The 19192-nt window shown below is 66.0% G+C and carries 16 protein-coding genes; all 16 read right to left on the bottom strand.

The window, feature by feature from the left end; all coding sequences use genetic code 11:
* Positions 1–8 precede the first annotated feature (8 nt).
* The 16 genes from murD to Q0C59_RS06815 all read right to left on the bottom strand — a co-directional run bounded on the left by murD (position 9) and on the right by Q0C59_RS06815 (position 19087).
* Positions 9–1838, bottom strand: a complete 1830-nt coding sequence (gene murD / locus Q0C59_RS06890) for a UDP-N-acetylmuramoyl-L-alanine--D-glutamate ligase (RefSeq protein WP_291213464.1) — start codon at positions 1836–1838, stop codon at positions 9–11.
* 2 nt (positions 1839–1840) lie between these two features.
* A complete protein-coding gene (mraY, locus tag Q0C59_RS06885; RefSeq protein WP_291213462.1) occupies positions 1841–3019 on the bottom strand; it encodes a phospho-N-acetylmuramoyl-pentapeptide-transferase in 1179 nt (392 codons plus the stop codon).
* On the bottom strand, positions 3009–4427 hold the full coding sequence (murF, locus tag Q0C59_RS06880; protein WP_291213460.1) for a UDP-N-acetylmuramoyl-tripeptide--D-alanyl-D-alanine ligase: 1419 nt from the start codon (positions 4425–4427) through the stop codon (positions 3009–3011). Before murF ends, mraY begins: the two co-directional genes overlap by 11 nt.
* Entirely contained in the window at positions 4424–5935 is a 1512-nt protein-coding gene (locus Q0C59_RS06875) for a UDP-N-acetylmuramoyl-L-alanyl-D-glutamate--2,6-diaminopimelate ligase (RefSeq protein ID WP_291213458.1), read from the bottom strand. The genes murF and Q0C59_RS06875 overlap by 4 nt, the downstream gene beginning before the upstream one ends.
* Positions 5935–7668 carry a penicillin-binding protein 2 gene (locus Q0C59_RS06870; protein ID WP_291213457.1) on the bottom strand — a complete coding sequence of 578 codons (1734 nt, stop codon included), beginning with the start codon at positions 7666–7668 and terminating at the stop codon, positions 5935–5937. Before Q0C59_RS06870 ends, Q0C59_RS06875 begins: the two co-directional genes overlap by 1 nt.
* Positions 7665–7961 carry a cell division protein FtsL gene (ftsL, locus tag Q0C59_RS06865; protein WP_291213455.1) on the bottom strand — a complete coding sequence of 99 codons (297 nt, stop codon included), beginning with the start codon at positions 7959–7961 and terminating at the stop codon, positions 7665–7667. The genes Q0C59_RS06870 and ftsL overlap by 4 nt, the downstream gene beginning before the upstream one ends.
* A gap of 85 nt (positions 7962–8046) precedes the next feature.
* Positions 8047–8973 (bottom strand): 16S rRNA (cytosine(1402)-N(4))-methyltransferase RsmH, encoded by a 927-nt coding sequence (rsmH, locus tag Q0C59_RS06860; RefSeq protein WP_291213453.1) that lies wholly within the window; start codon positions 8971–8973, stop codon positions 8047–8049.
* A 5-nt stretch (positions 8974–8978) separates the two neighbouring features.
* The gene (gene mraZ, locus Q0C59_RS06855) at positions 8979–9404 is read right to left on the bottom strand and encodes a division/cell wall cluster transcriptional repressor MraZ (RefSeq protein ID WP_291213505.1); all 426 of its coding nucleotides are present in this window, start codon (positions 9402–9404) and stop codon (positions 8979–8981) included.
* Positions 9405–9720: 316 nt separating this feature from the next.
* The gene (gene hslU, locus Q0C59_RS06850) at positions 9721–11055 is read right to left on the bottom strand and encodes an ATP-dependent protease ATPase subunit HslU (RefSeq protein ID WP_291213451.1); all 1335 of its coding nucleotides are present in this window, start codon (positions 11053–11055) and stop codon (positions 9721–9723) included.
* Entirely contained in the window at positions 11055–11600 is a 546-nt protein-coding gene (hslV, locus tag Q0C59_RS06845; RefSeq protein ID WP_291213449.1) for an ATP-dependent protease subunit HslV, read from the bottom strand. Before hslV ends, hslU begins: the two co-directional genes overlap by 1 nt.
* Positions 11601–11683: 83 nt before the next feature.
* Entirely contained in the window at positions 11684–13513 is a 1830-nt protein-coding gene (locus Q0C59_RS06840; RefSeq protein WP_291213447.1) for an STAS domain-containing protein, read from the bottom strand.
* 47 nt (positions 13514–13560) lie between these two features.
* Positions 13561–14334: an RNA polymerase-binding protein DksA gene (gene dksA / locus Q0C59_RS19695; RefSeq protein WP_291213503.1), complete on the bottom strand. Its 774-nt coding sequence runs from the start codon at positions 14332–14334 to the stop codon at positions 13561–13563.
* A gap of 715 nt (positions 14335–15049) precedes the next feature.
* A complete protein-coding gene (locus Q0C59_RS06830; protein WP_291213445.1) occupies positions 15050–16120 on the bottom strand; it encodes a GTP-binding protein in 1071 nt (356 codons plus the stop codon).
* A 90-nt stretch (positions 16121–16210) separates the two neighbouring features.
* Positions 16211–17395, bottom strand: a complete 1185-nt coding sequence (locus Q0C59_RS06825) for a class I SAM-dependent rRNA methyltransferase (protein WP_291213443.1) — start codon at positions 17393–17395, stop codon at positions 16211–16213.
* Between the two features lie 30 nt (positions 17396–17425).
* The gene (locus Q0C59_RS06820; RefSeq protein WP_291213441.1) at positions 17426–18400 is read right to left on the bottom strand and encodes a tyrosine recombinase XerC; all 975 of its coding nucleotides are present in this window, start codon (positions 18398–18400) and stop codon (positions 17426–17428) included.
* A gap of 6 nt (positions 18401–18406) precedes the next feature.
* Positions 18407–19087, bottom strand: coding sequence for a DUF484 family protein (locus Q0C59_RS06815; protein WP_291213439.1), 681 nt, complete (start codon positions 19085–19087; stop codon positions 18407–18409).
* Positions 19088–19192: the final 105 nt, after the last annotated feature.

Genomic DNA, 19192 nt, shown 5'->3' with positions numbered 1-19192 from the left:
TTTTTTCTTCACAGGCCCGCCTCCAGGCTCATGCCGCGTTCGGCGGCCAAGGCCCCGACCGCATCCACAAAAACGCGGGCGCGGTGTTCGTAGTTGTCGAACATGTCCAGGCTGGCACAGGCGGGCGACATCAGCACCGCGTCGCCCGAGCGGGCCTGCTGCGCAGCGAGCGCCACCGCCTCGGGCAGCGTGGTGGCATCGAGCTGGGGAATGTGTTCATCGGTCAGGGCTTCGCCGACCGCTGCGCGGATGCGCGCGGCATCGCGGCCGATGTAGACCACGGCGCGCGCATAGCGCGCGAGTGGCTCCGCCAGCGGCGCGAAGTCCTGCCCCTTGCCGTCGCCACCCAGGATCACGACCAGCCGGCGCTCGGCGCCCAGACCATTGACCGCTGCCAGCGTGGCGCCCACGTTGGTGCCCTTGCTGTCGTCAAAGTACTCGACCTCGTCGATGATGGCCACGGGTTCGACGCGGTGCGGCTCGCCGCGGTACTCGCGCAGGCCGTGCAGCATGGGGCCCAGCGCGGCGCCGGTGGAAGTGGCCAGGGCCAGTGCGGCGAGCGCGTTGGCGGCGTTGTGGCGGCCGCGGATGCGCAGGGCGTCCACAGGCATCAAACGTTGGAAATAAACCTCTTCAGCAGGCACCGGAGCCCCCACGCTTGTCGCTGCGCGTACTGCGCTGCCCCCCGCGGGGGCAGCCGCGCCTTGGGGCGGCCCGGCGGCGCGGCGGCCTGTCGAGCGCGTCTCGTCCAGCGCCAGTGCACGCACCAGCCAGGCCATGCCGTTGAGCGTTTCGATGCCCCAGTCGCCAGCGCGGGTCGGCGCGTCCAGACCGAAGCTGGCCCAGGGCCGCGCGCTCTGCTGGCGGTTGCGGTTGCCCACCTTCACGGTCACCAGGCCGGGCTGCAAGGCCATGACCTTCGGGTCGTCGCGGTTGAGCAGCATCAGGGCCTGGCTGCCGAACACCGCCGCCTTGGCCTGCGTGTAGGCGGCCATGCTGCCGTGCCAGTCGAGGTGGTCTTCGGTGATGTTGAGCACGCTGGCGGCGGTGGGCACGGCATCCCAGTCGGTGCCGGCGGTGCCGTCGAGCTGGAAGCTGGAGAGTTCGAGCACCCAGACGCGGGGCAGGTGCCGTGGCTGGGGTGGCTCGATGGGGGGCGGGACCAGCATGACCGTACCTTCGTCGTCGCCTTCGGCTGCGGGTGCTTCGTCTTCTGCGGGCTCATCAACAACCTCGACCTCGACGTCTGCTGGCGGCGCCGCCACCACCGGTGCGTTGGTCAAGGCCTCGGCGGCCGCACGTTCATCGTCGGCCAGTTGGGCGACAGCCTCGGCGTCCAGCGCAGCGGACAACACATCCAGCAAGGCCGGGCCGATGTTGCCGGCCACGGCCACGGGCACGCCTGCGCGCTGCAGCAGCAAGGTGGTGAGCGCGGTCACGGTGGTCTTGCCGTTGGTGCCGGTGATGGCCAGCACTTTGGGGCGGTACGGCAGGCGCTCGCGCTCGGCCAGCGTCTTCAGGGCGCGGGCAAACAAACCCAGCTCTCCGAGCACGGCCACGTGGTTCGCCTGTGCCCAGCCCAGCACGGTCTGCAGAGAAGCGGGAGCCAGACCCGGGCTGCGAGCGATCAACGTCCAACCGCCACGCGCCATCAGAGCATCGTCGAATGCACCGCTGACGAAATTCGCCTGCGGGCAGTCGGTGCGCAAGCCCGGCAACTGCGGCGGCTGCTCACGCGTGTCGGCCACGGTCACGTGCGCACCCTGGCGCGCGCACCAGCGCGCCATGGCCAGGCCGGAGGCGCCCAGGCCGAGGATGAGGACGTGTTGGTCGTACATGTTCAACGCAGCTTCAGCGTGGACAGGCCCACGAGGCACAAGAGCATGGTGATGATCCAGAAACGCACGACGACCTGCGTCTCTTTCCAGCCCTTTTTCTCGAAGTGGTGGTGCAGCGGCGCCATCTGGAACAGGCGGCGACCGGTGCCAAAGCGGCGCTTGGTGTACTTGAACCAGGTCACCTGCAGCATGACCGAGAGCGCCTCGACCACGAAGATGCCGCCCATGATGGCCAGCACGATCTCCTGACGAACGATGACGGCGATGGTGCCCAGCGCGCCGCCAAGCGCCAGCGCGCCCACGTCACCCATGAACACTTGCGCCGGGTGGGTGTTGAACCACAAGAAGGCCAGACCCGCGCCAGCCATGGCCGCGCAGAAGATCAGCAGCTCACCCGCGCCCGGAATGTGCGGCAACAGCAGGTAGCGCGCGAAGACGGCGTTGCCGGTGACGTAGGCGAACACACCCAGGGCCGAACCCACCATCACCACCGGCATGATGGCCAGGCCATCAAGGCCGTCAGTGAGGTTGACCGCGTTGCTCGAACCGACGATGACCAGGTAGGTCATGACCACGAAACCGAACACGCCCAGCGGGTAGCTGATCTCCTTGAAGAAGGGCACGAGCAGACCGGCCTGAGGTGGCAGGTCCACCGTGAAGCCAGACGAGACCCAGGCGAAGAACAGCTGCAGCACCCGCAGGTTGCTGGTCTCGGACACGCTGAACACCAGGTAGAAGGCGGCGACCAGGCCGATGAGCGACTGCCACAGGTATTTCTCGCGTGAGCGCATGCCCTCGGGGTCCTTGTGCACCACCTTGCGCCAGTCGTCCACCCAGCCGATGGCACCGAAGCCCAGCGTGACCAGCAACACGATCCAGACGAAGCGGTTCGTCAGGTCGAACCACAGGATGGTGGAGACCGCGATCGAAAACAGGATGAGCACGCCGCCCATGGTGGGTGTACCGCCCTTGCTGATGTGCGTCTGCATCGCGTATTCGCGGATCGGCTGGCCAATCTTCAGTGCAGCCAGCCGGCGGATGAAAAACGGGCCGGCGGCCAGGCCCATGAGCAGAGCGGTGAGCGCGGCCATGACGGCGCGAAACGTAAGGTACTGGAACACCCGAAGGAAACCGAAATCGGGCGACAGGCCTTGCAGCCACAGGGCCAGGCTAGGCAGCATGGGCGTTGTCCTTCTTGTTGTTTTGTTGTGTGGGGTCCAGCGCCAGCAGGGCGTCGACCACACGTTCGGTGCGCATGAAGCGCGAGCCCTTGACCAGCACGCTGTGGAACACCGGCCGGTCGTCCGTCACGGCGGCGCACACCGCACCGGCCATGGCAGGCACCTCGTTCCAGTGCGTCACAGCGGGCCACACGGGTGCGGCCTGGCGCATCCAGTCGCCGGCCACGTGCACGGCTTCGACACCGCGTTCGCGGGCATGGCGCAACACTTCCTCATGAAAGGCCAGGCCTTGCTCGCCCACCTCACCCATGTCGCCCAGCACCAGCAGGCGCGGCCCGGGCAGCTCGGCCAGGACATCGATGGCGGCGCGCACCGAGTCGGGGTTGGCGTTGTAGGTGTCGTCGATCAGTGTGATCGTGCGGCCGTCCAGCCGCAGCGCCAGCGCGCGCGAACGCCCACCCACCGGCTCGAAGGCATCGAGCCCGCGCACCACCGAGTCGAGCTTCACACCGGCAGCGAGCGCACAGGCCGTGGCGGCCAGCGCGTTGCGCACGTTGTGGCGACCCGCAATCTTGAGATGCACCGTGCCCTTGCCGGCCGGTGTTGCGAAACACAGCGTCCAGGCGCCGCCCTGCCAGTCGGCCTTGACGCCCGCCACATCGGCGGCCGGGTCGGTGTCGCTGAAGGTCATCACGCGGCGTCCGGCGGCCAGTCCGCGCCACAGCGGCGTGTACGTGTCATCCGACGGGAACACGGCCACACCGTCGTCCGCCAGCGCCCGGATGACCTGCCCGTTTTCGAGCGCCACGGCTTCCACCGTGGCCATGAATTCCTGGTGCTCGCGCTGCGCGTTGTTCACCAGCGCCACAGTGGGTTTGGTGAGCGCAGCAAGCTCGCCGATTTCACCGGGATGGTTCATGCCGAGTTCAACCACCGAGAGCTTGTGCGCGGCGGTCAGCCGCAGCAGCGTGAGCGGCACGCCGATGTCGTTGTTGAAGTTGCCCTGCGTGGCGTGGGCAGCATCGCCTGCGGCGGCGCGCAGGATGGACGCGATCATCTGTGTGACCGTGGTCTTGCCGTTGCTGCCGGTCACGGCGATCAGGGGGAGGGGGAACTGCTGGCGCCACAGGAGCGCGAGTTCGCCGAGTGCGCGGCGCGTGTCGGGTACTTCCACGCCGGGCAGGCCCGCCTCGGCCAATCCGATGTGCGCGATGGCGGCCACCGCGCCTTGCGCCACCGCCTGTGGCAGGAAGTCATGCGCGTCGAAGCGCTCACCCGTCAAGGCCACGAACAGGTCGCCCGGTTGCAGGCTGCGCGTGTCGGTGTGCACGCGGGTGATCACCACGTCGGGCTGGCCGACCACGCGGGCGCCGCTGAGTTGGGGGAGCAACTGGCCGAGCGTTTTCATGCGTGGGCTCCCTGCGCTGCGCGGGCGGCCAGCGCCTGGCGCGCGTGAACCAGATCGGAGAACGGCGTCTTCACGCCTTTGATGTCCTGGTAGTCCTCGTGGCCCTTGCCGGCGATCAGCACCACGTCGGCGGTTTGTGCGCGCTCCACGGCCGTGCCGATGGCAGCGGCCCGGTCGGGCTCGACCAGGACAGCCCCTGCGTTTGACAGGCCGGCGACCATCTGGCCCAGGATGTGGATCGGGTCTTCGCTGCGCGGGTTGTCGCTGGTGAGCACGGCGTGCACCGCTTCGCGCTCGGCCACGGCCGCCATGAGCGGGCGTTTGCCGGCATCGCGGTCGCCGCCACAGCCCACCACCACCCACAGCGCACCGCCACGCCGGGCGGCGAGCGGCTGCAGGGCCTGCAGCGCTTTTTCAAGCGCGTCGGGCGTGTGGGCGTAATCCACCAGCACCAGGGGTTGGTCGGGGGCGGGCGCTTCGGCCTGCTCCATGCGGCCTGGCACCGGCGTGAGCGCGCCACAGGCCTTGACGGCTTGCTGCAGCGACACGCCCAGTGCGCGCGCAGAGGCCAGAACACACAGCAGGTTGGACACGTTGTAGCGGCCCACCAGCGGCACTTGCAAAGTGTGGCGATCGATCTCGGCGCCTTGTGCGTCCCGCTCGACAACCGCGAATGCCATCCCTGCGTGGGTGAACTGGACGTCCACCGCGTTCAGGCGGGCGCGCGATTCGATGCCCACGGTCCACAAGTCCAGCTCCCGACCGGCCAACTGGACTGCCAGTTGAGCGCCGTGCGCATCGTCGGTATTGACCACCGCAGCGGCCAGACCCGGCCAGTCGAACAGCGCGGCCTTGGCGTCCCAGTAGGCATCCATGCTGCCGTGAAAGTCCAGGTGGTCCTGTGTGAAATTGGTGAACACGGCCACGCGCACCTGCGTGGCGTTCAAGCGGCCTTCGACCAGGCCGATGGACGAGGCCTCGATCGCGCAGGCCTTCAAGCCTTCATCCACAAAACGTCGAAGCTGCTGTTGCAGCATCACGGGGTCGGGGGTGGTGAGGCCCGTGGGCACCAGCGCAGAGCCCGGTTGACCCATGCCGAGCGTGCCGACCACGGCACAGGGCCGGGCGCACACCGAAAGCAGTTGTGCAGCCCACCAGGCACACGAGGTCTTGCCGTTGGTGCCGGTGATGGCCAGCACGTCGAGCGCGCCGCTGGGGTGACCGCTGAATTCGCTGGCAATACCGCCAGCCTGGTTCTTCAGGTCGGGCACGGCGAGCACGCGGGGATCGTCCAGACCAAAGGACTCGACACCGTCGCGCTCGACCAGAGCGGCCACGGCGCCCGACGCCAGCGCGGCGTTCACATAGCTGCGGCCATCGGTCGCCGCGCCGGGCCAGGCCACAAAACCGTCACCCGGCTGCAAGCGGCGGCTGTCGCACTGGAGCGCGCCAGTGACGCTCGTGCGCAACCAGGCGGCGATGTCGCGGGTCTGGTCCAGCGTCTGCATCAGAACGATTCCTCGACCACTTCGGTGACGATCTGCGGCTTGACGCTCATGTCGGGCTGCACACCGAGGATGCGCAGCGTCTGCTGCACCGTCTCGCTGAACACGGGTGCGGCCACCAGACCTCCGTAGTACTGGCCATTCGTGGGTTCGTCGACCATCACGGCCACCACAATGCGCGGCGACTCCACCGGCGCCAGCCCGACGAAGAAGCTGCGGTACTTCTTGTCGGCGTAGCCCTTGCCCTCCTGCTTGCGCGCCGTGCCCGACTTGCCACCCACCGAGTAGCCCATGGTCTGCGCACGCGAGCCGGTGCCGCCGGGGCCGGCCGCAAGCTGCAACATGGAACGCACGGCCACGGCGTTCTTTTCGCTGAACACGCGCACGCCGCTCACCGGCTCGTCCGACTTTTGCAGCGTCACCGGGATCAGCTCGCCATCGCGCGCGAAGACGGTGTAGGCCTGGGCCAGCTGGAACAGGGAGGCCGAGAGGCCGTAGCCGTAGCTCATGGTGGCCTGTTCGATCGGGCGCCAGGTCTTGTACGGGCGCAGTCGACCGGTCACGGCACCGGGAAACGGCACCTGCGGCTTCTGCCCGAAGCCAGCCTGGGCGTAGGTTTCCCACATTTCGCGCGGGCTCATTTGCATGGCCAACTTGACGGTGCCCACGTTGCTCGACTTTTGCAGGACCTCGGTGACCGTCAGAATTTCGTGCGGGTGCGTGTCGCTGATCGAGGAGCCACCGATGGTGATGCGGCCCGGCGCGGTGTTGATCGGCGTGTTGGGCGTGACCATGCCCTTGTCCAGCGCCAGCGCGGTGATGAAGGGCTTCATGGTCGAGCCGGGCTCGAAACTGTCGGTGAGCACGCGGTTGCGCAACTGCTCGCCGCTGAGGTTCACACGCCGGTTGGGGTTGTAGCTCGGGTAGTTGGCCAGCGCCAGCACTTCGCCGGTCTGGGTGTCGAGCACCACCACGCTGCCCGCGCGCGCCTTGTGGGTCAGCACCGCTTCTTTCAGCTTCTGGTAGGCGAAGTACTGCACCTTGCTGTCGATGGAGAGCTGCAGGTCGGGTCCGTCCACCGGAGGTACCACGTCGCGCACGTCTTCCACCACACGACCGAGACGGTCCTTGATGACGCGACGCGAACCGTTCCTGCCCGAGAGCTGCTGGTTGAACGCCAGCTCCACGCCCTCCTGCCCACGGTCTTCCACGTTGGTGAAACCGACCACGTGCGCAGCCGCTTCGCCTTCGGGGTACTGGCGCTTGTACTCGCGGCGCTGGTGAAAGCCCTTGATGCCCAGCGCGGCGATCTCCTTGGCCACGGGCTCGTCCACCTGGCGCTTGATCCACACAAAGGTCTTGTCCTCCACCGCCAGGCGCTTGCGCAGGTCGGCCAGCGGCATCTCCAGCAGTTTGGCGAGCTGGCGCAGCTTGGGGTCGGTGCGGTCCACGTCTTCGGGGATCGCCCAGATGCTCTGCGCCACCACACTGGAGGCGAGGATGAGGCCGTTGCGGTCCAGCACGCGGCCGCGGTTGGCCGGCAGCTCCAGCGTGCGGGCGAAGCGCACCTCACCCTGGCGCTGGAAGAAGTCGTTGCCGAACACCTGCACATACGCGGCACGCCCGGCCAGACCCGCAAACGCCACCGCCAGCGCAGCGACGATGAACTTGCTGCGCCACACCGGCGTCTTGCTGGCCAGCAGCGGGCTGGCGCTGTAGTTGATGCTGCGGCTCATCTGAAGGGTGCCTCCGCTGGCACGGACGGCTCGAACACCGTCACGTACTGCGTCACACCCGGCGTGACCGGACGCATCTGCAGCTGGCGCGTGGCCAGTTGCTGCACCCGCGCCGGCGTGGCCTGAGCGCGCTTTTGCACCTGCAGTTGTTCGTGTTCGGCGTCGAGCTTGCGCGACTGCGCCTGCGCCTTGTCCAGCGCTGCGTAGAGCCGGCGCGACTCGTACTGGGTGTGCACCAGGTAGAAGGCACTGGCGATCACGGCGAGCAGCAGCACGAGGTTCAAACGGATCATGACAATCCCCCCACGCTTGCCACTTCGTGGACTGCGCTGCCCCCCAAGGGGGTACGAGCTTGCTTGGGGCGGCCCGGCGCTGCGCTCACGGTGCGGCCTCCGTGCGCTCGGCCACGCGCATCACCGCACTGCGCGACCGTGGGTTGCCTTTGACCTCCTCGTCCGACGGCATCACGCGTTTCAAGCCGCGCAACGCCATGGGCGCGGGTTCGGCAAATGGCACGCGGCGGTCCACCACGGCGCGCGAATGGCGCGCCATGAACTGCTTGACCATGCGGTCTTCGAGCGAGTGGAAGCTGATCACCACGAGGTGTCCTGTGGGCCGCAAGACGTGCAGGCTGGCTTCTAGCGCTTGTTGCAGCTCTTCAAGCTCGGCGTTGATGAAAATCCGAAAAGCCTGAAATGTGCGCGTTGCAGGGTCCTTGCCCGGCTCGCGGGTTTTGACCGCGCCAGCCACGATTTCGGCCAACTCACGGGTGGTTCGAAAAGGGCCCCGTTCCTGTCGGCGACGATCAATCGCCTTTGCAATCGGTTGAGCAAACCGTTCTTCGCCATAGTCACGGATGACCTCCGACAGGGTTGAAACATCGGCTGTTTCCAGCCACTGAGCCACGCTCTGGCCGCGCGTGGTGTCCATGCGCATGTCCAGGGGGCCATCGTTGCGAAAAGAAAAACCCCTCTCGGGGTCGTCGATCTGTGGCGAGCTCACGCCGAGGTCCATGAGCACCCCGTCCACACTCGCCGCCCCCAACTCGCCCAGATGGGCAAAGCCCTCGTGGCGGATGGCGATGCGCGCATCGGTGGCGGCCATCGACTGCGCGGCTTCCACCGCCTGCGGATCTTTGTCGAAGACGGTCAGTCGCCCTTGACGGGACAGCTGCTCGAGGATGAGACGCGAATGGCCGCCGCGCCCGAAGGTGGCGTCGACGTAATGACCGTCCGGGTTGATCGCCAGTGCTTGCACGGCTTCGTTCAACAGGACGGTGTGGTGAATCCATGTGCCTTGCACCATCGCCCTTAGAAAGAGAAGTCCTTGAAGACATCGGGCATGTCGGCCTTCATGGCTTCGGCTTCCTGGGCGGCGTACACCTGCGCGTCCCACAGCTCGAAATAGGCGCCCATGCCGAGCAACACCACGTCCTTGGTGATCCCCGCGCCAGCGCGCAGCTCGGGCGAGACCAGCACGCGGCCGGTGCCGTCCATCTCCACGTCCATGGCGTTGCCCAGGAAAATGCGCTTCCACCACTGCGCCTGCATGGGCAGCGAAGCAATGCGATCGCGGAACTGTTCCCACGCGCTGCGCGGGAAAATCATCAGGCAGCCGTGGGGATGTTTGGTGATGGTGAGCTGGCTCGCACCCGCGCTCAGGACGTCACGGTGCCGGGTTGGCACCGAGAGCCGACCCTTGGCGTCGAGACTGAGAGAAGAAGCACCCTGAAACACCGCGATCAATCCTTGGAAAACACTTTTCACCACTTAAATGCACTTTTTTCCACTTTATCAGGAAAACCAAGGCGTGCAACTCAGCAGATGGAAATTTTTTCCAATGAAATCAACCACTTAGGATACATTTTGAAGCTGTTTGCAAGCCAAAAATGCATTAAAAGCAAGCACTTACAACCGGCTCTGAATGTGATGCTTCAAAACCCTGCAGCGTCTGGGGTCGTCCTGAGGGATGCCGGCAGGCAAATCGGCCGACCAACGGCTGGCGTTGGTGGCTCGGGGTGTCATCGGACCGGGTTGACGTCCGGCCAGGCGCTCACAGGATGTAGCGCGAGAGGTCTTCGTTGCGGCTGAGCGCGGCCAGGCGCCCGTTCACGTAGTCCGCGTCGATGGTGATGGTCTGGCCTTGCAGCTTGGTGGCGTCAAAACTCACCTCGTCCAGCAAGTGCTCCATTACGGTGGCCAGGCGGCGCGCGCCGATGTTCTCGGTGCGCTCGTTCACGTCGCAAGCGATCTGCGCCAGTTGGCGGATGCCTTCGGGCGAGAACGCCAGCGTCACGCCCTCGGTGGCCAGCAGCGCCTGGTACTGACGCACCAGCGAGGCGTGGGTCTGCGTGAGGATGGCCTCGAAGTCGTCGACCGAGAGCGACTGCAGCTCCACCCGGATGGGAAAGCGGCCCTGCAGCTCGGGAATCAGGTCGCTCGGCTTGGCCAGGTGAAAGGCCCCGCTGGCGATGAACAGGATGTGGTCGGTCTTGATCACTCCGTACTTGGTGGTCACGGTAGTGCCCTCCACCAGTGGCAGCAGGTCGCGCTGCACACCTTGGCGCGACACCTCTGCGCTGCCGGAATCGCTGCGCGAGGTGACCTTGTCGATCTCGTCGATGAACACGATCCCGTTCTGCTCCGCGTTGTGCAGGGCGCGGGTCTTGATGTCGTCTTCGTTGACCAGCTTGCCGGCTTCCTCGTCGATCAGCAGCTTCAACGCGTCGCCGATCTTGAGCTTGCGCGTCTGGCGTTTGCCGGCGCCGATCTGGCTGAACATGCCCCGCAGTTGTTCGGCCATGTCTTCCATGCCGGCCGGGCCCATGATCTCCATGGCCGGGCGCGCTTCGAGCAGATCAATCTCGATCTCGCGGTCGTTCAAATCGCCTTCGCGCAGCTTCTTGCGGAAGTTCTGGCGCGCCGTGCTCTCGGGCAGGGGCACCACGTTGGTCACCGGCTCCGCACTGCGCGCCGGTGGAATGAGGATGTCCAGGATGCGGTCTTCTGCTGCGTCTTCGGCGCGCACGCGCTGCTTGTGCATCTCCACTTCGCGGGTTTGTTTGATCGCTATTTCAGCCAGGTCGCGGATGATGCTGTCCACGTCCTTGCCCACATAGCCCACCTCGGTGAACTTGGTGGCCTCGACCTTGATGAAAGGCGCGTCGGCCAGCCGCGCCAGGCGACGCGCGATCTCGGTCTTGCCCACGCCAGTGGGGCCGATCATGAGGATGTTCTTGGGCGTGATCTCAGGACGCAGCTTTTCGTCGACCTGCTGGCGCCGCCAGCGGTTGCGCAGCGCAATGGCCACGGCGCGTTTGGCGCCCTTCTGGCCGATGATGAAGCGGTCGAGTTCGGAAACAATTTCCTGGGGAGTCATCGAAGACATCAGAGCACCTCCACCGTGTGATTCATGTTGGTGTAGATGCAGAGCTCGCCCGCAATACCCAAGGATTTGCGCACGATCTCTTCGGCGCTGAGTTCGGTGTGGTCGAGCAAAGCTTTCGCCGCCGCTTGCGCATACGCACCACCGGATCCAATGGCAACGATGCCGTGTTCGGGCTCCAGCACATCGCCGTTGCCGGTGATGATCAGCGAGGCCGTGTGATCGGCCACGGCCAGCATGGCCTCCAGGCGACGCAACACGCGATCGGTGCGCCAGTCGCGGGTGAGCTCGATGGCCGCACGCACCAGGTGCCCCTGGTGCTTCTCCAGCTTGGCCTCGAAGCGTTCGAACAAGGTGAAGGCGTCGGCGGTGGCGCCGGCAAAACCGGCCAGCACCTTGTCGTGGTGCAGCTTGCGCACTTTGCGGGCCGTGCCCTTGACGATGATGTGGCCGAGTGTGACCTGGCCATCGCCACCGATGGCGACCTGAACACCGTCAGGCGTCTGCCGGCGCACGCAGACGATCGTGGTTCCGTGAAATGATTCCATGGCTGTCAGTTGGGGTTGATCCGGGGCCGTGCAACAGCAACTCGCGCCGTTGTTTGAAACAACGTGTGCGAGCCGGCTGGGGGTCAGTCGTTGCGGACCACGACCTTGGCGTACTCGGTGATGCCGATGACGTGGAAGAAGGCGGACACCAGGCGGTGCGCATCCACGAATTGCACCAGCCGGCGTTCGGCGTGGTGTTGCGACACCCAGTTGAGCAAGGTGCCCGCGGCCGAGAAGTCGACCCTGATCAGGTTGCGGCAGGAAATGATCAACACGTCGGCACCCATGAGACGGCGCTCCAGCATGTCCAGCGTAGCCTGCGGATCACCCCGGATCTCGCCCGAGAGTTCCACCAGACCAAGCTGGTTGAACTCGGAGGGATGGCCTTCGGTCGGGGATTCGCTCGGGTAGGCCGAAGGCACGGCTTCCAGCACGGCTTCGCTGAGCACGGACTGGCCCGCATCGTCCGGGCGGTCGGCGGCAATCGACGTGACGTGACAACGTGGTTTTTCCCAACCCGGCGGGGACACTTCGTAGGTCACGCAGAAGTCCAGCGCGGTCAACTCGAACTCGTCGGGCCGGTTCATCACACGCAGCACCGCCATGCGCAACTCCCACCAGAGCTGCTCGACGTCGCGGCGGCCCGAGGGGGTGAAGTTCTTGAGCAGGTCGCGGAACACGGCCGAACCCAGGAACCGAAGCTCCACGTCCTGGTCGCCCCAGAGCGTAAAGATGCCCAGCAGGGCACGCGCCGCCTTCAGGTCCATGGTCTCCATGGGGGTCCAGTCGAGCACCCAGGGCTGTTTGGCGCGCAACAACACGTTCTGCAGGGTGCCCACCGCGTGCGCATCCAACTCGGCCTCGCTCACCCACACAGCTCTGTTGTTGCTCGCGGTGGGCGTGAAGGTCTTGCCGGTCATCGACGACACCGTCTCCGGCATGTCGTACCACTGCGGAGCGGAACGGCTGAAACGGTTGACAAAATCGACAGCACGGCTCTCAAACGGCGCCAATTGCCCGGTGGCCCGGTAGAGGTCAAACAGGGCCAGCCAGTCGTCGATTTCATCGACCTTGGAGCCGCCTTCGCCCAGGACCTCCATCAATCCCTGCTCGGCGCCTGCGTCATCGCCATTGGCGAAGCGGATGGCCGCTTCTTCGACATCGGGGTCCTGAACGATCGCCTGCACATCGAGCGAATAAAAATGCGACGCGGAAAACGCGCCACCGCTGGAGTGGGAACTGCCGAGCTCGCTGGGCTGGGTGGGCGCCATCAGGCCGGTGCGGCTCGGACCCTGAGCGGCTTTGGCCGCTGCACTGGCCTGCGCCTGCTCGGCTGTGGCGGGGTTGCGGGTTTCGGAAGCGCCGGGCTGCGCCTTGGCAGTGGCCATGGGCAACGGTGCGGGTTCGGTCTCGTCGTACTGCGCCTGGCGTTTGCGCTCCTGGGGGTCGGGTGTGACCACCGGAACCTCGTCCTTGGCCTTGAGCGGCGAGCCACCAGAATTGTTGACCGCCGCAGGGTTGAGGCTGGAGCCGGTGCTGACCAGTGAGTCAGGGCCCTTGGTCTTCCACCACTGCATGGACATCTGGGCCTCGATCTCGTCGATCTTCTTCAACGTCTCGGCGCGGTCGTCGGGTTTGGAAGGCAAGCTGCTCTGGAAGAACGAAGGCCGCATGCCAGGCCCCTCAGGGCTCGTGCCTTCGCGGCTGCGGATCTTGCGCAGCATGTCGAACTCGCGCTTGCGCACGAAATCGTTGCGCCGTTTGCGCTCGATCATTTCCTTCAGCGCCGCCTTGCTGTACTCGCTCTCACGGTCGGCCTGGCGCGTGTCCAGATCGGCCCAGCTCGTGGTGGGATGGCGCACGAACTTGACCACCTTCGAGAGAAAGCCGCCGTTGGAATCGTCCTTGGACATGGATCGGGTGCCGGGAAGTGGTCGTGAACGTGATCGGTGGAAAGGACTCAGTCTCCGAACATCTTCTGCTTGAGTTCGCGACGCTGCTGGGCTTCCAGCGACAGGCTGGCGGTCGGGCGGGCCATGAGCCGGCCCACGCCGATGGGCTCACCGGTTTCTTCGCAATAACCGTAGTCGCCCGAATCGATGCGGGCAATCGCCTGTTCGATTTTCTTGAGCAGCTTGCGCTCGCGGTCACGGGTGCGCAACTCCAGGGCGTGTTCTTCTTCAATCGTGGCACGGTCGGCCGGATCGGGCACCACCACGGTGTCTTCACGCAGGTGTTCAGTGGTTTCGCCGGCATTGGCGAGCATGTCGGCCTTCAGCAGCGAGAGCTTGCGGCGGAAATAAGCCAACTGCAGGTCGCTCATGTATTCGCTGTCGGGCATGGCCTGCACGTCCTGATCGGTCAACTGATCGGCGGGCAGGGTCTTCCAGTTGTTGGCCCGCTTGGGGTCTTTCTGGATCGAGGAAGGGACGGGAGGGGTCATGACAGCACGTTCGTTCGTGTGGGAAAAAGTCGCCTTGGCAGCATCGGGCGCGTGGGTGGGAACCACCGCAGCCTGGGTCATCTGCTCCATCATGACTTTTTTGGCCGCGCGCTTGCCCAATGGGCGTGGCGTGGGCTCAACAACCACGGGGGTTGGAGCTGGAGCCTTCTTGGCGCTGGCAACTTTGGAGACGGGGGCGGCGGTGGCCGCCCGGGGAGCAGAAGTGGTCACGGTGGGGACAGCCGCCTTGGCGGCGGGCTGTGCCTTGGATTTGGCGGAACTCGCCGGAATGGGCTTGACCGCGGGTGTGCGGGAAGGCGTGGGCTTGACCGGTGCAGCGGCCTTCCTGGCAGCGGCAACGGGTTTGCTCGCAACAGTGGTTTTGGCCACTGGCTTGGAGGAGGCTTTCGCGGCAGGCGAAGCGGTTTTTTTGGTCGGTGCGCTTGCTTTCGGTTTGACAGGGCCTTTGACCGCGGCTTTGGGGACCACCTTGGTGACCGGTTTGGCAACAGCCTTCGCAGCCACCTTGTTCGGGGCTTTCACCGCGGGTTTGGCCGCTGCCTTGGACGCCGCCGGCTTCACCGCAGCCTTGGCAACCGGCTGCTTGGCGACGCTCTTGGCCAAGGGCTTGCGCCCTGCAGGCACAGCCGCCTTGGCCGCCGACGAGCGCCCTTTCGCGTTTGCGCCTGCGGTCTTGGCTGGTTTTGCTGACTTGGTAGCCGGGGCTTTCACAACGGGTCTCCTCTCAGTGCCTGACGGTGCTTGATCCGGGTCCGGTGTGCGGGGTTGGGCCGCATCAACCTGTGTCGGCATGGCCGACGGATGCGAGGTTATACCCCTACCTGAACCGGGACTCGGCCGTTGGCGAGCACCTGCACTGGAAGACCGCCGGGCCACCGGCATGGGGCGCGATTGTAACGAGGTGGCGACGACGCTCCCGGAATCCGGGCGGGAGGGGAAACCCAGGCGTTGGAGAAGCGAGACAAACAGCACGGTTGCGCGGGCTTCAGACCAGGCTCTGATCCAGGCCCTGCACCAGGATGTCGCGCGGCAGATCGATGCCGATGAAGACCATCTTGCTGGTGCGCGGCTCACCTTCGGCCCACGGTGGGCCGAGATCGCTGCCCATGAGCTGGTGCACGCCCTGGAAGATCACCTTGCGGTCGGTGCCATCCATGTCGAGCACGCCTTTGTAGCGCAGCATGCGTGGACCGTACACCTGCACGATGGCACCCAGAAAGTCTTCAAGCTTCGCGGGGTTGAACGGGCGGGTGGCGCGGTAGACGAAGCTCTTCACATCGTCGTCATGATGGTGGTGGTGGCCCTCGTGCCCATGCCCGTGGTCGCTCTTGTGCGACGGATGGTCACAGTGCTCGCCATGCTCGTGGTCATGGTGCTCGTGACCGTGATCGTGGTCATCGGCCTTGAGGAAATCGGGGTCGATGTCGAGCTTGGCGTTCAGGTTGAAGCCGCGCAGATCAAACACCTCCTTCAGCGAGACCTCGCCGAAATGCGTGGCGCGCATGGGCGCGCGTGGGTTCATGTGCTTGAGGCGGTGGGTCAGCGCGTCCAGGTCTTCGGCGCTGACCAGATCCGACTTGCTGATGAATATCTGGTCGGCAAAGCCCACCTGGCGGCGCGCTTCCTGGCGGTCGTTGAGCTGCTGCGCGGCGTGTTTGGCGTCCACCAGCGTGAGGATGGAGTCCAGCAGGTACTGCTCGGCCACCTCGTCGTCCATGAAGAAGGTCTGCGCCACCGGGCCGGGGTCGGCCAGGCCGGTGGTCTCGATCACCACGCGGTCGAAATCGAGCTCGCCCTTGCGCTTCTTTTCGGCCAGATCGCGCAGCGTGGCGCGCAGGTCGTCGCGAATGGTGCAGCAGATGCAACCGTTGCTCATCTGGATGATGTTTTCGGTGGTGTCGGCGACCAGAATTTCGTTGTCGATGTTCTCTTCGCCGAACTCGTTTTCGATCACCGCGATCTTCTGGCCATGCGCTTCGCTGAGCACGCGTTTGAGCAGCGTGGTTTTGCCCGAGCCGAGGAAACCGGTGAGGATGGTGGCGGGGATGAGGGACATGGCGGGCGCGACGGTGTCGGGGGTAAACAAACGGGTGGGCGGTCGAAAGAAGCGCGCAAGTGTATGCGACCCCCCCAAGACCTGCACACCCTACTGCTTTTTCATGACGACCAGACCCTTGAGGTACTCGCCCTCGGGGAAGTTGATGGTCATGGGGTGGTCGCTCGCACCGCCCAGGCGCTGCAGGATCGCGCCATCCACCCCGGCATCGAGCCCGGCGGAGGCAACGATCTTGTGGAACAGCTCCACCCCGATGCCGCCCGAGCAGGAAAACGTGAACAACACGCCGCCAGGCGTGAGCAGTTTGAAGGCCTGTCGGTTGATGTCCTTGTAGGCGCGGGCGGCGCGCTCGGCGTGCGCCACGGTGGGGGCCAGTTTGGGCGGATCGAGCACGATGGCGTCGAACTGACGGCCCTCGGCCACGAACTTTCGCAGCGACGCATTCACATCGGCGTCCATGAAGGTTGCGCGCGCGGCGTCAAACCCGTTGAGCGCCACGTTGGCCGCGGCTTGCTGCAAGGCGGGCGCCGACGAATCGATGGAGGTGACGTGCTTCGCCCCGCCGGCCAAAGCGGCCACGGTGAAGCCGCCGGTGTAGCTGTAGCAATTGAGCACGTGCTCAAAGTTGAGACGGCGGCTGTATTGGCTGCAGACCAGCCGGCTGTCACGCTGGTCCAGGTAAAAGCCGGTCTTGTGGCCTTGGGCGATGTCCAGGCCGAGTTGCCAGCTGTGTTCTCGCAGCATCAGTTCGGTGGGACCGCTGCCGCGCAGCCAGCCGGTCACTTCGGGCAGGCCTTCAAGCTTGCGGCTGCTGGTGTCTGAGCGCTCATACAGGCGCACGCAGCCGGTGAGCTCGATCAGCGCGTCGGCGATCACCTGTTTGTGGCGCTCCACGCCGCAGGCGGTGAACTGCGCCACGAGCGTGTCGCCGTAGCGGTCCACGATCAGGCCGGGCACGCCGTCGGATTCGCCGTGCACCAGCCGCACCCCGTCGCTTTCGATACCGAGACGCTCACGCAGTGCAATGGCGCGCGCCAGGGTGGCACGCAGGAAGTCGGCGTCGATGCGCTGGGCCTCGTCAAAGCTCCAGGCGCGCACGCGGATGCTCGATGCAGGCGACAACGCGCCCCAGGCCAGGAACTGCCCCTCGGCGCTCTCCACGCGCACCGTTTCGCCCGCATCGCCGCCACCTTTGGCGATGGCGCCATCAAACACCCAGGGGTGGCGGCGCAGGAGGGATCGGTCTTTGCCGGGCTTGAGGCGAATGATTTTCATGCGGGTATTGTCGGCCCCGCCCACCAGCGCTCAGCCTTTGGGCGGTTTGCCCTTGGCGTGCGCACGCGGATGTGCAGCGTCGTACACCTTGGCCAGGTGCTGGAAGTCCAGCCGGGTGTAGACCTGCGTGGTGCTGATGCTGGCGTGGCCCAGCAGTTCCTGCACGGCGCGCAGGTCGCCGCTGGACTGCAGCACGTGGCTGGCGAACGAGTGGCGCAGCATGTGGGGATGCACCGGTGTGGCCAGCCCGGCCAGTCGCGAGCGGCGTTTGAGCCGCACGCGGATGTGTTGGGGCGTGAGGCGCTGACCGCGCGAGCCAATGAACAGGGCCGCGTCCTCGCCCGCCCAGGTGGCGCGCTGCTCGAGCCAGCGCGCCAGCGCCGCCAGCGCGGCCTGGCCCACCGGCACGCTGCGGCGCTTGGAGCCCTTGCCCAGCACGTGGGCTTCGCCCTCCTGCGCGTCGATCCAGCCGCGCGCTGTGCCGCTGGCCGCCACGTCCAGCCCCACCAGTTCGCCGATGCGCAGGCCGCATCCATAGAGCAGTTCGGTGATGCAGGCATCGCGCGCCTCCAGCGCGGGGTGGTCGGCCTCTTCCACGTGTGAGGCGAGCTGCACCGATTCGTCCACACCCAGCGCCTTGGGCAGCGGCTTGCCGGCCTTGGGCGCGCGCACGTCCTGCACCGGGTTGTGGCCGATCAGGCCCTGCCGCCCGAGCCAGACGTAGAAACCGCGCCAGCCCGAGAGGATGAGCGCGATGCCGCGCGCGCTGCGCCCGGCGCTGTGCATCTGCGCGATCCAGCGGCGGATGTGGGCGTTTTGAATGTCCTTGAGGCCGACCCGGACCTCGGCCGCGTTGGCAGCAAGGCGTTGAAGATCCAGTGTGTAGAGCTCCACCGTGCGATCGGCCAGGCGCTTTTCCACCTTGACGTGGTTCAGGTAGGCCTGCACCAGCGCGGCGTCGTCACCCGTCGGGGTCTCGGAAGCGGCGCGCACCGGCAAGTTCATGTGGGCTTATTCAGGGCGCAGGCGTGAGAGCGCCGCACTCGTGATCTCGCCGATGCGCTCCAGAAAGTCTGTGCCCATGTCGCTGGCGAAACGCTGCGGGTCGGCCGAGGCCAGCACCAGCAAACCGAACGCCTGCGGCGCGATGCCGGCGCGCAGCGGAATGAGCGCGAGCGAATTCGCACTCGACGGATCGTCCAGCCAGCCTGCGGCCTCCAGCCCCGGGTTGGCGCCACAGTAAGGCCGGGTGAGCGAGGAGGCGAAGGCCTTCACATCGTCGCTGGCGCCTTGGGCAAACAGCTGATCTTCAAATTCGGGCGCCACGCCCCAGACCTTGATGGCCACCTGCGGCACCATGAACTGGTTGGCGAGTTCGCGCACCGCCACCACGGGCAGCTCGGCGGGCTCGCGCGTGAGCAGCAAAGCGCGGGTCCAAAGTTGCAGCTTGTCAGCGATGGTGGTGTTTTCGTGGCCGTTGCGGATCATCTCGGCCGCCTTGAGCTCCAGCCCCTTGATCTTCTCGCGCAGCATCTCGGCCTGACGCTCCTGCAGGCTCACCGCGCGGTGACCGTGCGGGCTGGTCAGCTGCACGGCGGCCAGCAGGCTGGCGTGGCGCTCGAAGAAATCGGGCGTGTTGGCCAGGTAGTTGGCGATGTCGTCTTCGGTGATGGGGGGGATGTTGTTGTTCATGGGTCTGTGGGGTCGGGGCTGGGGTCAGCCAATGTCGGGAATGGTGATCTCGCCGTCGAACACGCTGGTGGCCGGGCCGGTCATGAACACCGCGCTGTCGTGGCG

Source organism: Hydrogenophaga sp. (assembly GCF_022844385.1).
Taxonomy (GTDB): Bacteria; Pseudomonadota; Gammaproteobacteria; order Burkholderiales; family Burkholderiaceae_C; genus Hydrogenophaga.
Note: the sequence above shows the minus strand (reverse complement) of the source record. Positions and strands in the feature narration are given on the sequence as shown.

Bases quoted from the DNA above. Each gene is read 5' to 3' on its own strand.
- murD (WP_291213464.1), bottom strand. From the start codon at position 1,838: ATGTACGACCAACACGTCCTCATCCTCGGCCTGGGCGCCTCCGGCCTG.
- mraY (WP_291213462.1), bottom strand. From the start codon at position 3,019: ATGCTGCCTAGCCTGGCCCTGTGGCTGCAAGGCCTGTCGCCCGATTTC.
- murF (WP_291213460.1), bottom strand. From the start codon at position 4,427: ATGAAAACGCTCGGCCAGTTGCTCCCCCAACTCAGCGGCGCCCGCGTG.
- Q0C59_RS06875 (WP_291213458.1), bottom strand. From the start codon at position 5,935: ATGCAGACGCTGGACCAGACCCGCGACATCGCCGCCTGGTTGCGCACG.
- Q0C59_RS06870 (WP_291213457.1), bottom strand. From the start codon at position 7,668: ATGAGCCGCAGCATCAACTACAGCGCCAGCCCGCTGCTGGCCAGCAAG.
- ftsL (WP_291213455.1), bottom strand. From the start codon at position 7,961: ATGATCCGTTTGAACCTCGTGCTGCTGCTCGCCGTGATCGCCAGTGCC.
- rsmH (WP_291213453.1), bottom strand. From the start codon at position 8,973: ATGGTGCAAGGCACATGGATTCACCACACCGTCCTGTTGAACGAAGCC.
- hslU (WP_291213451.1), bottom strand. From the start codon at position 11,055: ATGTCTTCGATGACTCCCCAGGAAATTGTTTCCGAACTCGACCGCTTC.
- hslV (WP_291213449.1), bottom strand. From the start codon at position 11,600: ATGGAATCATTTCACGGAACCACGATCGTCTGCGTGCGCCGGCAGACG.
- Q0C59_RS06840 (WP_291213447.1), bottom strand. From the start codon at position 13,513: ATGTCCAAGGACGATTCCAACGGCGGCTTTCTCTCGAAGGTGGTCAAG.
- Q0C59_RS06830 (WP_291213445.1), bottom strand. From the start codon at position 16,120: ATGTCCCTCATCCCCGCCACCATCCTCACCGGTTTCCTCGGCTCGGGC.
- Q0C59_RS06825 (WP_291213443.1), bottom strand. From the start codon at position 17,395: ATGAAAATCATTCGCCTCAAGCCCGGCAAAGACCGATCCCTCCTGCGC.
- Q0C59_RS06820 (WP_291213441.1), bottom strand. From the start codon at position 18,400: ATGAACTTGCCGGTGCGCGCCGCTTCCGAGACCCCGACGGGTGACGAC.
- Q0C59_RS06815 (WP_291213439.1), bottom strand. From the start codon at position 19,087: ATGAACAACAACATCCCCCCCATCACCGAAGACGACATCGCCAACTAC.